The sequence below is a fragment of the Actinacidiphila glaucinigra genome (genome assembly GCF_900188405.1).
In the GTDB taxonomy this organism is placed as follows: Bacteria; Actinomycetota; Actinomycetes; order Streptomycetales; family Streptomycetaceae; genus Actinacidiphila; species Actinacidiphila glaucinigra.
This window is the reverse complement of sequence record NZ_FZOF01000004.1, coordinates 460346-473865: the sequence shown is the minus strand read 5'-3', so window position 1 is coordinate 473865 and position 13520 is coordinate 460346. Positions and strand designations below refer to the sequence as shown.

Here is a 13520-nt window from a genome sequence, read left to right as displayed (position 1 = left end):
CACGCGAGACCTCCGACGCCGCCGCTGAGAGGAAGCCCCGCGCATGAACCCGCTCACCGCCCCCCTGTCCGCGCTCGACCCCGAGGTGCACGCCGCGCTGCGCGCCGAACTGGCCCGCCAGCGCTCCACCCTGGAGATGATCGCCTCGGAGAACTTCGCGCCCGCCGCCGTCATGGAGGCCCAGGGCTCCGTCCTGACCAACAAGTACGCCGAGGGCTACCCCGGCCGCCGCTACTACGGCGGCTGCGAGCACGTCGACGTCACCGAACGGCTCGCCGTCGACCGGGTCAAGGCCCTCTTCGGCGCCGCCCACGCCAACGTCCAACCGCATTCCGGCGCCCAGGCCAACACCGCCGTCCTCTTCGCCCTGCTGCGGCCCGGCGACACCGTGCTCGGGCTCGACCTCGCGCACGGCGGCCACCTCACCCACGGGATGCGGCTCAACTACTCGGGGAAGATGCTCGACGTCGTCCCGTACCACGTCTCCGCGACGGACCACCGGGTCGACATGGACGAGGTCGAGCGGCTCGCCAAGGAGCACCGGCCGAAGATGATCATCGCGGGATGGTCGGCGTACCCCCGGCAGCTGGACTTCGCCGCGTTCCGGCGCATCGCCGACGAGGTGGGGGCGCTGCTCATGGTCGACATGGCGCACTTCGCGGGCCTGGTCGCCGCCGGGCTCCACCCGAACCCCGTCCCGTACGCCCACGTGACCACCACGACCACCCACAAGACGCTCGGCGGCCCGCGCGGGGGAGTGATCCTCACCGACGACGCGGACCTGGCGAAGAAGCTGAACTCGGCGGTCTTCCCCGGAATGCAGGGCGGCCCCCTGGAGCACGTCATCGCCGCCAAGGCGGTCTCCTTCAAGGTCGCCGCGGGGGAGGAGTTCAGGGAGCGCCAGGCCCGCACCCTGGCCGGTGCCCGCATCCTCGCCGAGCGCCTGACCCGGGACGACGCCGCGCGGGCGGGTGTCTCCGTGCTCACCGGGGGCACCGATGTGCACCTCGTCCTCGTCGATCTGCGCGCCTGCGCCCTCGACGGCCGTCAGGCCGAGGACCTGCTGCACTCCGTCGGCATCACCGTCAACCGCAACGCCGTACCCTTCGACCCCCGTCCGCCGATGGTCACCTCGGGGCTGCGGATCGGCACACCCGCGCTGGCCACCCGCGGTTTCACCGAGGAGGACTTCGCCGAGGCCGCCGACGTCGTCGCGCTCGCCCTGCGCCCCGGGCCCGACCTGTCCGCGCTGCGCGCCCGCACCGAGGCCCTCTCCGCCGCGCACCCGCTCTACCCGCACCTGCCGCAGGACGGAGACGACGCCCGATGACCCCCCGCACCCCGGGCGCCGGCCTCCCCGAGCACCCGGACTTCCTCTGGCGCACGCCCGAACCCAAGCGCTCCTACGAGGTCGTGGTCGTGGGCGGCGGCGGGCACGGCCTGGCCACCGCGCACTACCTGGCGCGCGAGCACGGCATCACCGATGTGGCCGTGCTGGAGAAGGGCTGGCTGGCGGGCGGCAACATGGCCCGCAACACCACCATCATCCGCTCCAACTACCTCTGGGACGAGAGCGCCGGCATCTACGAGCACGCCCTGAAGCTGTGGGAAGGGCTGGAGGAGGAGCTGGACTACCCGATCCTCTTCTCCCAGCGCGGGGTCCTCAACCTCGCGCACAGCCTTCAGGACGTGCGGGAGGGCGTCCGCCGGGTGGAGGCCAACCGGCTGAGCGGAGTCGACGCCCAGTGGCTCGACCCCGGGCAGGTCAAGGAGGTCTGCCCGATCGTCAACACCTCCCCGGACGTGCGCTACCCGGTGCTGGGCGCGACCTACCAGCCGCGCGCCGGCATCGCCAAGCACGACCACGTCGCCTGGGGCCTGGCCCGCTCGGCCGACGCCGCCGGGATCGACCTCGTCCAGAACTGCGAGGTGACCGGCATCGACGTCAGCGACGGCCGGGTCACCGGCGTACGCACGAACCTCGGGCCCATCGCCGCGGGCAAGGTGGCACTCTGCGCCGCCGGCCACTCCTCGGTGCTGGCGCGCATGGCCGGATTCGACCTGCCCCTGCAGAGCCACCCGCTGCAGGCGCTGGTGAGCGAGCTGCTGGAGCCCGTGCACCCCACGGTCGTGATGTCCAACGCGGTGCACGTGTACGTCAGCCAGGCCCACAAGGGCGAACTGGTCATGGGCGCGGGGATCGACGCCCACAACTCCTACACCCAGCGCGGCGCGTTCCACGTCATCGAGCGGCAGATGGCCGCGGCGCTGGAACTCTTCCCGGTCTTCGCCCGCGCCCACCTGCTGCGCACCTGGGGCGGCATCGTCGACGTCAGCCCGGACGCGTCACCGATCGTCGGACTCACCCCGGTGGGCGGCCTCTACCTCAACTGCGGCTGGGGCACGGGCGGTTTCAAGGCCACGCCCGGTGTGGGCCAGGTCTACGCGCACACCATCGCCCACGACACCCCGCACGCCCTGGCCGTGCCCTTCTCGCTCGAACGATTCACCACCGGCGCGCTCGTCGACGAGCACGGCGCGGCCGCGGTCGCCCACTGAGGAGCCCGAACGATGCTGCTCATCCCCTGCCCCTGGTGCGGGCCCCGCGACGAGGCCGAGTTCCACTACGGCGGTCAGGCGCACCTCGCCTACCCGCGGGACCCGGCGGCCCTGACGGACGAGGAGTGGGCCCGCCACCTCTTCTTCCGCGACAACCCCAAGGGCCCCTTCGCCGAGCGCTGGATGCACGCCACGGGCTGCCGCCGCTGGTTCGACGCGGTGCGCGACACGGCCACGAACCGCTTCGTGACCGGCGCCCCGGCCCCCGTGCCCGCCCCGGCCCCCGCCGGGGAAGCGCCTGGCCCCGCCCCGTCCGCGCCCCCCGTCCCGGCCCCCGCCCTGCGCCCCGAGCGTGACCCGGCACAGCCCTTCCGGCTCGCCGAGGGCGGGCGCATCGACCGCGACACGCCCCTGAGGTTCACCTTCGACGGCACCGCGTACACCGGCTACCGCGGTGACACGCTCGCCTCCGCGCTGCTCGCCAACGGGGTCATCGCCACCGGGACCGGCATCAGGCTGGGGCGCCCGCGCGGCGTCTTCTCGGCCGGCGTCGAGGAGCCCAACGCCGTGGTGCAGATCGAGGCCCCCTTCCCCGAACCGATGCTGCCCGCGACGACCGTGGAGCTCTACGACGGCCTCGTCGCCACCGGCCTTCCCGGTCAGGGCAGGCTCGCCACCGGTCCCGACCCGGCCCGCTACGACGCCGTCCACGCCCACTGCGACCTGCTCGTCGTCGGCGCGGGCCCCACGGGACTGGCCGCCGCCGCCACAGCTGCCCGCAGCGGGGCACGGGTGATCCTCGCCGACGACCAGCCCGAACCGGGCGGCAGTCTCCTCGGCAGCGGACGGCACCTGGACTGGGTCGCAGAGACCGAGGCCCCCCTCGCCGCGGAACCCGGGATCCGCGTCCTGCGCCGTACGACGGTTTTCGGCCACTACGACGACAACCACGTCCTCGCCCTGGAGCGCCGCACCCACCACCTCGGCGCCGCCGCCCCCGCCCACGTCTCCCGCGAACGCGTCCACCGCGTCCGCGCCCGCCGCGTCGTCCTGGCCACCGGCGCGCACGAGCGTTCCCTGGCCTTCCCCGACAACGACCGCCCCGGCGTCATGCTGGCCGGCGCGGCCCGCGCCTACGTGCGCCGGTACGGCGTCGTCCCCGGCCGCAGGGCCGTCGTGTTCACCACCAACGACAGCACCGGCGCCGTCGTCCGCGACCTGGCCGCCGCCGGCGTGGAGATCGCGGCGGTCGCGGACGCGCGCGACGGCGTGTACGTCACCGGCACCGAGGGCACGGACCGGCTGACGGCCGTCCTGCTCGGCGACCGGCGGATCGAGGCCGACCTGCTGCTGGTCTCGGGCGGCTGGAACCCCGTCGGCCACCTCTTCGGCCAGGCGGGCGGCGCCGTGCGCTACGACGAGGCACGCGGCACGTTCGTCCCGGTGCCCGGATCGACGCACCAGGCCGTGGAGTTCGCCGCCACCCCCGCGGAGGGCGCGGCGGCTGCCGCACGGGCGCTCGCGGCCGAGGGCTTCACGCCGGCCCGGCCCCTTCTCCCGCCGGCGGAACCGGGCGACGGGCGCCCGCCGCTCACCCTCTTCGACGTCCCCGTGACGGCCCCCGGCCCGCGCTTCGTCGACCTGCAGCGCGACGTCACCGTGGCCGACCTGCGGCGCGCAACGGCGGCCGGGATGCGCTCGGTGGAGCACACCAAGCGGTACACCACCGCGGGCACGGCGAACGACCAGGGGAAGACCTCCGGCGTCCTGGCCTCGGGCGTCGTCGCGGGCCTGCTCGGCGTTGAGGTGTCCGCGCTCGGCACGACGACGTACCGCCCCCCGTACGCGCCGGTGTCCTTCGCCGCGCTCGCCGGACGTGACCGGGGCGCGCTCCACGACCCGGTCCGGGTGACCGCGCTGCACGACCTCCACGTCGCCGGCGGCGCGGTCTTCGAGGACGTGGGCCAGTGGAAACGCCCCCGCCACTACCCGCGCCCGGGCGAGGACATGACGGCCGCCGTCCTGCGCGAGTGCCGGGCCGCCCGCGAGGACGTCGCCTTCATGGACGCCTCGACCCTCGGGAAGATCGACGTGCAGGGCCCCGACGCCGCGGAGTTCCTCGACCGGCTCTACACCAACCTGATGTCCACCCTGCGCCCGGGCATGATCCGCTACGGCGTCATGTGCCGCCAGGACGGGATGGTCTTCGACGACGGCACCGTCATCCGGCTCGCGGAGGACCGCTTCCTGGTCACGACGACCACCGGCAACGCCGCGGCCGTCCTGGACTGGATGGAGGAGTGGCTGCAGACCGAGTGGCCGGAACTGAGCGTCCACTGCACCTCGGTGACCGAGCAGTGGGCCACCGTCGCCCTCGTGGGCCCGCGCTCCCGCGAGGTGCTGGGCGCGCTCGCCCCCGGACTCGCCGTGGGCAGGGCCGAGTTCCCCTTCATGGCCTGGCGCGACGCGACGGTGGCCGGGGTGCCGGCCCGGGTGTGCCGGATCAGCTTCTCCGGGGAGCTCGCCTACGAGATCAACGTCCCGCCCTGGCGGGCGACGGTCCTCTGGGAGGCGGTGCGGGCCGCCGGCGCCACCCCGTACGGCACCGAGACCATGCACGTGCTGCGCGCCGAGAAGGGCTATCCGATCGTCGGCCAGGACACCGACGGCACGGTCACGCCGCAGGACCTCGGCATGGGCTGGGTCGTGTCGAAGAAGAAGCGCGACTTCATCGGCAAGCGGTCGCACACCCGCGCCGACACCGCTCGCCCCGATCGCAAGCACCTGGTCGGGCTGCTGCCCGAGGACCCCGGGCTGCTGCTCCCCGAGGGCACCCACCTCGTCGCCGACCCGGTGCCGCCCCGGCCCCCCGTCACGGCGCTCGGCCACGTGAGCTCCAGCTACCGCAGCGCCGCCCTCGGCCGCACCTTCGCGCTCGCCCTGGTCAAGGGGGGCCGGGAGCGGGTGGGGGAGCGGCTCTACGCGCCCGTCGACGGACGTCTGGTGCCCGTCACCGTCGCCTCACCCGTCCTCTACGACCCCGAGGGGGCCCGCCGCGATGGCTGACACCGACACCCGCCGCAGTCCGCTGTCGGCCGCGGCCGGCCGCCTCGCCGCCGCGACCCGGGCGTCGGGAGGCGCTCTGCGCCTGGCCGAACTGCCCTTCCTCGCGCAGATCGACCTGCGCCTGGACCCCGGGGGCCCGGCCGCCGAGGCCGCCGGGCTCGCCCTGGGCGCGCCTCTTCCCCTGGAGCCGTGCACCGCCGTCCGCACCGGTGACCTGGCCGTCCTCTGGCTCGGTCCCGACCAATGGCTCGTGGTGGGGCCGCCCGGCGCACAGGAGGACCTGGAGGCCCGTCTGCGCAAGGCCGCGGGCGAGGCGCACGTCTCGGTCACCGACGTCTCCGCCCAGCGCACCACCCTGCTGGTCTCCGGCCCCCGCGCCCGCGACCTGCTGGCGCACGGCTGCTCGCTCGACCTGGACCCGCGGGTGTTCCCCCCGGGCGGCTGCGCGCAGACCGCCCTGGCCCGCGCCCAGGTGGTGCTGGTGGCCAGGGAGGAGCCGAGGGCGGGCTTCTGGGTGCTGGTCCGCTCCTCCTTCGCCGGCTACCTCGCGGACTGGCTGCTGGACGCCGCCACGGAGTACGTGTGACGTGGGCCGCAGGAACCCCTCATAACTTGAATCCTTGATTCGTATTATCTAGCCTCAAGGTATGCGCCTGACGAAGTCCACCGACCTCGCGCTCCGCGCGGTGATGGCCCTGGCCGTCAAGGACGAGCCGTCCACCGCCCGGGACGTGGCCGAGGCGATGCGGGTCCCGTACTCGCACCTGGCCAAGGTCGTGGCCCGGCTGCAGCACCTGGGGGTCGTCGAGACCCGCCGCGGCCGCGGCGGTGGCCTGGAGCTCACCCCCGCCGGACGGACGGCCTCGGTCGGCCGCCTGGTGCGGGAGCTGGAGGGGGTCGGCGACGTCGTGGACTGCGAGGGCGAGACGCCCTGCCCGCTCGCCGGCGCCTGCCGGCTGCGCGGCGCGCTGCGCCGGGCGCAGGAGGCCTTCTACGCCTCCCTGGACCCGCTGACGGTCGCCGACCTGACCGCCGCGCCCACCGGGCCCGTCCTGGTGGGGCTGGTCGGCTCCGGCCCGCCCGGCCCGCGGGACTGATCCGGCCCACCCCGAACCGACCGCCCGCCGAGGGCGGCCTCCGTACGCCCTTTAATGCGAATTTCAGATACCAAATTAGGGAGCACGTCCATGCTCAGCGAGAAGTCCGCAGCGACCGTCCGCGCCACCCTGCCCGCCGTCGGCGGCGCGATCTCCGAGATCAGCGGGCTCTTCTACGACCGGCTCTTCGCCGCCCACCCCGAGCTGCTGCGGGACCTGTTCAACCGCGGCAACCAGGCGGCCGGCACCCAGCGCGAGGCCCTCGCCGGAGCCATCGCCCACTTCGCCACCGTCCTGGTCGAGCACCCCGGGCAGCGCCCCGACGCGATGCTCTCCCGCATCGCCCACAAGCACGCCTCGCTCGGCATCAGCCCCGGCCAGTACCACATCGTGCAGAAGCACCTCTTCGCCGCCATCGCCGAAGTGCTGGGCGACGCCGTCACCGAGGAGGTCGCCGCCGCCTGGGACGAGGTCTACTGGCTGATGGCGAACGCCCTCATCGCCATCGAGCAGCGGCTGTACGCCGAGCGCGACGTCCTGACCGGGGACGCCTGGCGCCCCTGGGAGGTCGCCGGGAAGGTGCGGGAGACCGAGGACGTCGTCTCCTTCCGGCTCCGCCCCGCGGACGGCCTGCCGCTGCCCGACTTCGGCCCCGGCCAGTACGTCTCGGTGCGCGTCGAACTCCCCGACGGCGCCCGGCAGATCCGGCAGTACAGCCTCTCCGGCGCCCCCGGCGACACCACCCGGCAGATTACCGTCAAGCGCGAGCGCGGCCTCGCCGGCGACCCGGACGGCGAGGTCTCGGCCCACCTCCACGACCACGTGGGAGAGGGTGCCCGCGTCGAGCTGTCGGCCCCCTACGGCGACATCGTTCTCGCCGACGACGGCGGACCCCTGCTGCTCGCCTCGGCCGGCATCGGCTGCACCCCGATGCTCGCCATGCTGCACCGGCTCGCCGGCGACGGCTACGCCGCGCCCGTGACCGTCGTCCACGGCGACCGGGCGCCGGAACACCACGCCCACGCCGCCGACCACCGCGCCCTGGCCGAGAAGCTCCCCGGCGGCAGCACCCACTTCTGGTACGAGGAGCCGGGCACCGGCGCCGCCCCCGACGACCGCGCCGGCCGGGTCGACCTGTCCGACGTCGACCTGCCCGACGGCCTGCGGGCCTACCTGTGCGGCCCGCTGCCCTTCATGCGCGCCGTGCGCACCCAGCTGCTGGAGCGCGGTGTGCCCGCCTCGGCCGTGCACTACGAGGTCTTCGGCCCCGACCTGTGGCTGGCCCGCGACTGACCGGCCACACTGGTCGGGTGGCGGACAAGGCGGTCAAACGCAGCGCGGGGATCCTGCTCTTCCGCGGCACCTCGGGCGACGCGCCCGAGGTGCTGCTGGCCCACATGGGCGGCCCGTTCTGGTCGTCCAAGGACGCCGGGGCGTGGACCATCCCCAAGGGCGAGTACGAGCCCGACGAGACCGCCGAGGCGGCCGCCCGGCGCGAGTTCCTGGAGGAACTGGGCCTGCCGGTGCCCGAGGGCGAGCTGCTGCCGCTCGGCGACAACCGGCAGCCCAACGGGAAGGTCGTGACCGTCTGGGCGCTGGAGGGCGACCTCGACACCGGCCTCGTGGTGCCCGGCACCTTCTCCATGGAGTGGCCCCGGGGCTCCGGCCGGGTCCGTGAGTTCCCCGAGGTCGACCGGGCCGCGTGGTTCCCGCTCGGCCCGGCCGCGCACGGGAAGATCCTCTCCGCGCAGCGGACGTTCCTGGACCGGCTGCGCCTGCTGCTCGACGGGCGCGGCGCGGCCGGAGCCGGTCAGGAGGCCGGAGAGGCGTAGATCGACTCGATCTGCGATGCGTACTCGCTGACGATGCTGTTCCTGCGGAGCTTCAGTGAGGGCGTCAGCATCCCGTTCTCCACCGAGAACTCGTGCGGCAGGATGCGGAACGCCCGGATCGACTCGGCGCGCGACACCGCCGCGTTGGCCATCGACACCGCCCGCTGGACCTCGGCGTGCACGTCCGGTTCGGCCATCGCGGTCCGCAGCTGGACCGCCTCCCGGTCCAGGGTGATCAGCGCCGCCACGAAGGGCCTGTTGTCGCCGACCACGATGCACTGCGAGACCAGCGGATGCGCCCGCAGCCGCTCCTCCAGCACCAGCGGCGCCACACTCTTGCCGCCGCTGGTGATGATGATGTCCTTCTTCCGTCCGGTGATCGTCAGGTACCCGTCCGGGTCGAGCGAGCCCATGTCGCCGGTCGCCATCCAGCCGCCGCGGCGCCACACCTGCTGGTTCGCGACCGGGTCGGCGTGGTAGCCGGCGAAGACCGTCGCCCCCCGCACCAGCACCTCGCCGTCCGGCGCGATCCGCACCGCGCTGCCCGGCAGCGGACGGCCCACCGTGCCGAAGCGCACCTTCCCCAGCGGCTGAGCGGTCACCGCGGCCGTGGTCTCGGTGAGCCCGTACCCGTCGTGGATGGTGAGGCCGGCACCCGCGAACAGCAGCGACAGCTCGCGGCCGAGCGGGGACCCGCCCGAGACCGTGTAGTTCACCCGCCCGCCCAGCACCTCCCGGATCCGCGCGTAGACCAGCCGCTCGAACGCCGAGTGCGCCGCTCGCAGCAGCGGTCCCGGCCCCGGGCCGGAGCCCAGCGCGTGCCGCTCCACGGCCTCCGCGTAGCGCACCGCCACATCGGCGGCCCGGTCGAAGACATGGCCCTTGCCGCCGCGGGCGGCGGCGTTCCGCGCGCCCTGGATGATCTTCTCGTAGACGTACGGGACGGCGAGCAGGATGGTCGGCCGGAAGGAGCGGAAGGCCGGGAGGAGTTCGCCCGGCGCCAGGTCGGGCTGATGGCCGAGCAGCACGCCCCCGCGCACCGCGCAGGTGGTCACCATCAGCCCGTAGATGTGCGACATGGGCAGGAACGCCAGCACCGACGGCCGAACCCCCGGCGGGGCGAAGATCGAGCCGTACCCGGCCAGCAGGGTGTCGCACTCGGCGGCGAGGTTGGCGTGGGTGATCAGGCAGCCCCTGGGCGGTCCCGTGGTGCCCGAGGTGTAGGCGATCACCGCCACCGACTGCGGCTCGACCGCCCAGCGCAACTGGTCCAGCAGCACCGGGTGGACCTGCCGGCCGAGCGCCGCCAGCCACGGGACGCACCCCGCGTCGAGCTGCCAGATCCGGCGCAGCGCGGGCAGCGTGTCGCACACGGCGCCCACCGTCATGGCGTGGTCCTCGTGCTCGACGACGATCGCGACCGCCCCCGAGTCGGCCAGGATCCACCGGACCTGCTCGGCCGAGGAAGTCGGGTACACCGGGACGATCCGGGCGCCGACCGACCACAGCGCGTAGGAGAACAGCGTCCACTCGTACCGGGTGCGGGCCATCACGGCCACCGGCTCGCCGAAGCGGATCCCCTCCGCCACCAGGCCGCGGGCGAGTTCGGCCACCTCGTCGCGGAAGGCCGCGGCACCGACCTCCCGCCAGCGGTCGCCCCCGTGCCCGTCGCGCCGGGCCAGAACGGCCGCGTCCGGGCGCCTGTCGGCCGTCTCGTACACCGAGTCGGCGAGTCCCCCCGACCGCAACTCCGCCGCCCGGGGCGGAAGGCTGAACTCGCGCACGGCGCCCCCTTCCGCGAGCCGGTGCCCCGCCGCAGCGAGACGGCAGGCAGGGAAGATATCCGGCGTTTGGTCCACTTGCCTAGAGGTGGGGCGGAAACGGCAGCGACTGACGTGAACGGGTGCCTCGGGGCCTGTGGTTCGCGCCGACTACCATGGCCGTATCAGGCGCGTACCCCACCCGGGACGCGACCCTTCGCGTCAGGAGTGTGAGCCGTGCTGCGCACCATGTTCAAGTCCAAGATCCACCGTGCCACCGTGACCGAGGCCGACCTGCACTACGTCGGGTCCGTCACCGTGGACGCCGATCTGATGGACGCCGCCGACCTGCTGCCCGGCGAGCTGGTCCACATCGTCGACATCACCAACGGCGCCCGCCTGGAGACCTATGTCATCGAGGGCCGCCGCGGATCCGGGGTGATCGGCATCAACGGCGCCGCGGCCCATCTGGTGCACCCCGGCGACCTGGTCATCCTGATCAGCTACGCGCAGGTCGACGACGCGGAGGCCCGCGCGCTGCGGCCGCGCGTGGTGCACGTCGACGCCGGCAACAGGATCGTCGCACTGGGTGACGACGCCTCCGAGCCGGTCCCGGGGAGCGGCACGCGGACCAGCCCGAACGCAGTGCCGGTCGGCTGAACGTCCGTACGAGCGGCTGTGCTATTGTCCGGATCCATTCGAGGTATCCGTCCAGGTGGGGTCCGGTGATCACGGGCCTCGTCGGGACCGGGGGTGCGGCGTGCTGCCGTCGGTCCCCCACAGTACTCCTCGGGCCTGACGCATCAGCAGTTCACCGGGCTCCGGCGGATCGCTGAGCTGCCACGGACCTCCGTGACGGGCCCGGACACTGTCGCTCTCGGGGGTGGGCGATGAGAGCACACCTTTGTTCGGCCCGAAAGGAACTGAGTCCCATGCACGCTGGCGGAGCTGCCAGACTGCGCACCGTGACCCTGGCGGTCCTCACGCTCTCCCTGACGGCCGCGGCCACCGGCTGCGGCAACGATTCGGGCGGGCAGAGCGGCGAGGTCAAAGTGGGTATCGCCCTCCCCACCACGAAGCAGACCCGGTGGGTCAGCGATGGCGACAACATGAAGGCGCTGTTCAAGAAGCAGGGGTACAAAGCCGACGTCCAGTACGCCGAGGACAGTGTCGACGAGCAGATCAAGCAGGTCGAGAAGATGATCGACTCGGGCGACAAGCTCCTGATCATCGGCGCGGTCGACGGATTCGAGCTGGGCGACGCCCTCCAAAAGGCGTCCCGGGCCGGTGTCAAGGTCATCGCCTACGACCGCCTGCTGCTGGGCTCCAGCAACGTCGACTACTACGCGAGCTTCAACAACTACAAGGTCGGCGAGCTCCAGGCCCAGTACATCATCGACAAGCTCGGGCTGAAGAAGGGCGGCAACGCCGGCCCCTACAACATCGAGCTGTTCGCCGGCGACGCCAACGACAACAACGTCCGGGGCTTCTTCGCGGGTGCGATGGACACGCTGAGCGACTTCATCGCGGACGGCCAGCTGCAGGTCCCGAGCGACCAGAAGCGCCTGAGCCAGGTCACCACCTACAAGTGGCAGGCGGAAATCGCCAACGAGACGATGACGACCCGGCTCGGCGACTTCTACAAGAGCTCCACCGTGGACGCCGTCCTGGCCCCCAACGACGGCATCGCGCGCGGTATCATCGACGCGCTGAAGAAGGACCACTACGGCACCGCCGGCAAGCCGATGCCGATCGTCACGGGTCAGGACGCCGAGATCGATTCGGTGAACGAGATCATCGCCGGCGACCAGTCGATGACGGTCTACAAGGACACCCGCAAGCTCGCCGAGGTCGCCGTCAAGATGGCTCAGGACATCCTCAGCGGCAAGCGGCCCGAGACCAACAGCGACAACAACGACAGCAACGACAACGGCAACAAGGTCGTGCCGGCGTATCTGCTCGCCCCGGTCAGCGTCGACAAGTCCAACTACAAGAAGCTGCTCGTCGACAGCGGCTACATCAAGGCCTCCGACCTCAACTGAGGCAGGAGTCCGCACGTACGCGGGGCCGGGAGGAACACATCGTTCCTCCCGGCCCTCGTCGTACCCGGCGGCAGCCCCGCGTCAGATGAGCACGTTCATCAGACCGTAGTCGTACAGACCTCCGTAACCGCGGTCGAACTTGTCGCTGTAGGTGAAGCCGGAGTCCTTCCCGTAGCCGCCGAGGCCCTTGCCGAGACCGAGGGCGTGGACGCCCTTGCCGAACCCAACGCCATAGCCGTAGCTCACGCTGTACTTGTAGCTGAAGTTGAACCGGTAGCCGTGCTTGTTGCACTGCTTCTTGTGGTGCTTCTTGTGCTTCTTGCCGTGGCCCTTGTCGTGGCCCTTGCCTCCCTTTCCACTCTTGCCGCCCTTGTCGCTCTTGCCCTTGCTCCCCTTGTTGTTGCCCTTGCTGTTGCCCTTCCCGTTGTCGTCCTTGTCCTTGTAGGTCGCGTTGTCGCCGTTGTCGTCGTTGTTGTTGTTGCCCCCCTTGCCACCGTTGCCGCCATTGCCGTTGTCGCCGTTGTTCTTGCCGCCGTTGTCGCGGCCGCCGTCCCGGCCGTTGTCGTCGTCGCCGTTGTCGCCGCCGCGGCCGTTGCCGCCGCCGCCCTTGCCGCCGCCGCCAGTGCCGTTGTCGTTCCAGTCGCTACCGCCGCCACCGCCGTTCCAGTTGCCCCCGCCGCCGCCACCGCCGCGGCCGTTGTCGCCACCGCCACCGCCACCGCCGCCGCCGTTGCCGCCGCCCCCGCCGCCGCCACCGCCGTTGCCTCCGCGGCCATTGCCGCCCCCGCCGTTGCCGCCGCCGTCGCTGTTCCAGTCGCTACCGCCGCCGCCACTGCCGCCCCCGCCGCCGCGGCCGTTGTCGCCGCCGCCCCCACCGCCACCGCCACCGCCGCCCCCGCGGCCGTTGTCGTCGTAACCGTTGTCCCCGTTGTCCCCGTTGCCCCCGCCGTAGCCGTCGTCGTCCCCGCCGTCGTCGCCGTATCCGTTGTCGTCGTCGCCGTAGTCGTCGCTGCCCTTGCTGTGGGAGCTGTTCCTGCCGTCGTCGCTTCCCGGCGTGGCGATGGCGCTGCCCGTCGAGGCGGCCAGTAGACCGGTGGCGAGAAGTCCGGTCGCGACGCCGAGAGCGCTGCGGCGCATCAGCCTGGTTCGCATGAGGGTCCTTCC

Annotated in this window: 11 protein-coding genes; 9 read left to right on the top strand and 2 right to left on the bottom strand. The window is 72.8% G+C overall.

Annotated elements, in window-relative coordinates:
- Window positions 1–43 precede the first annotated feature (43 nt).
- The 7 genes from glyA to CHF15_RS11145 all read left to right on the top strand — a co-directional run bounded on the left by glyA (window position 44) and on the right by CHF15_RS11145 (window position 8554).
- Window positions 44–1330, top strand: coding sequence for a serine hydroxymethyltransferase (glyA, locus tag CHF15_RS11175; RefSeq protein ID WP_089223517.1), 1287 nt, complete (start codon window positions 44–46; stop codon window positions 1328–1330).
- Window positions 1327–2559, top strand: a complete 1233-nt coding sequence (locus tag CHF15_RS11170) for a sarcosine oxidase subunit beta family protein (protein WP_089223516.1) — start codon at window positions 1327–1329, stop codon at window positions 2557–2559. Before glyA ends, CHF15_RS11170 begins: the two co-directional genes overlap by 4 nt.
- 12 nt (window positions 2560–2571) lie before the next feature.
- Window positions 2572–5625: a sarcosine oxidase subunit delta gene (locus CHF15_RS11165; protein WP_089223515.1), complete on the top strand. Its 3054-nt coding sequence runs from the start codon at window positions 2572–2574 to the stop codon at window positions 5623–5625.
- Window positions 5618–6211 (top strand): sarcosine oxidase subunit gamma, encoded by a 594-nt coding sequence (locus tag CHF15_RS11160; protein ID WP_089223514.1) that lies wholly within the window; start codon window positions 5618–5620, stop codon window positions 6209–6211. Before CHF15_RS11165 ends, CHF15_RS11160 begins: the two co-directional genes overlap by 8 nt.
- 61 nt (window positions 6212–6272) lie before the next feature.
- On the top strand, window positions 6273–6722 hold the full coding sequence (locus CHF15_RS11155) for an RrF2 family transcriptional regulator (RefSeq protein WP_018560413.1): 450 nt from the start codon (window positions 6273–6275) through the stop codon (window positions 6720–6722).
- 90 nt (window positions 6723–6812) lie between these two features.
- On the top strand, window positions 6813–8015 hold the full coding sequence (locus CHF15_RS11150) for a globin domain-containing protein (RefSeq protein WP_089223513.1): 1203 nt from the start codon (window positions 6813–6815) through the stop codon (window positions 8013–8015).
- A 17-nt stretch (window positions 8016–8032) separates the two neighbouring features.
- A complete protein-coding gene (locus tag CHF15_RS11145) occupies window positions 8033–8554 on the top strand; it encodes an NUDIX domain-containing protein (RefSeq protein WP_089223512.1) in 522 nt (173 codons plus the stop codon).
- On the opposite strand, the gene CHF15_RS11140 is transcribed toward CHF15_RS11145, so the two are convergent.
- A complete protein-coding gene (locus tag CHF15_RS11140) occupies window positions 8533–10338 on the bottom strand; it encodes an AMP-dependent synthetase/ligase (RefSeq protein WP_089223511.1) in 1806 nt (601 codons plus the stop codon). The two genes, CHF15_RS11145 and CHF15_RS11140, sit on opposite strands and share 22 nt — an antisense overlap.
- A 213-nt stretch (window positions 10339–10551) precedes the next feature.
- Between CHF15_RS11140 and panD the strand changes: the two genes are divergently transcribed.
- Together panD and CHF15_RS11130 are read left to right on the top strand one after the other, a co-directional pair.
- Window positions 10552–10974 (top strand): aspartate 1-decarboxylase, encoded by a 423-nt coding sequence (gene panD, locus CHF15_RS11135; RefSeq protein ID WP_089223510.1) that lies wholly within the window; start codon window positions 10552–10554, stop codon window positions 10972–10974.
- A gap of 272 nt (window positions 10975–11246) precedes the next feature.
- Window positions 11247–12356: a substrate-binding domain-containing protein gene (locus tag CHF15_RS11130; RefSeq protein ID WP_245938766.1), complete on the top strand. Its 1110-nt coding sequence runs from the start codon at window positions 11247–11249 to the stop codon at window positions 12354–12356.
- 81 nt (window positions 12357–12437) lie between these two features.
- Here the strand turns inward: CHF15_RS11130 and CHF15_RS44820 are convergent, their stop codons facing one another.
- Window positions 12438–13508 (bottom strand): hypothetical protein, encoded by a 1071-nt coding sequence (locus CHF15_RS44820; protein WP_179279732.1) that lies wholly within the window; start codon window positions 13506–13508, stop codon window positions 12438–12440.
- Between the last annotated feature and the right edge of the window lie 12 nt (window positions 13509–13520).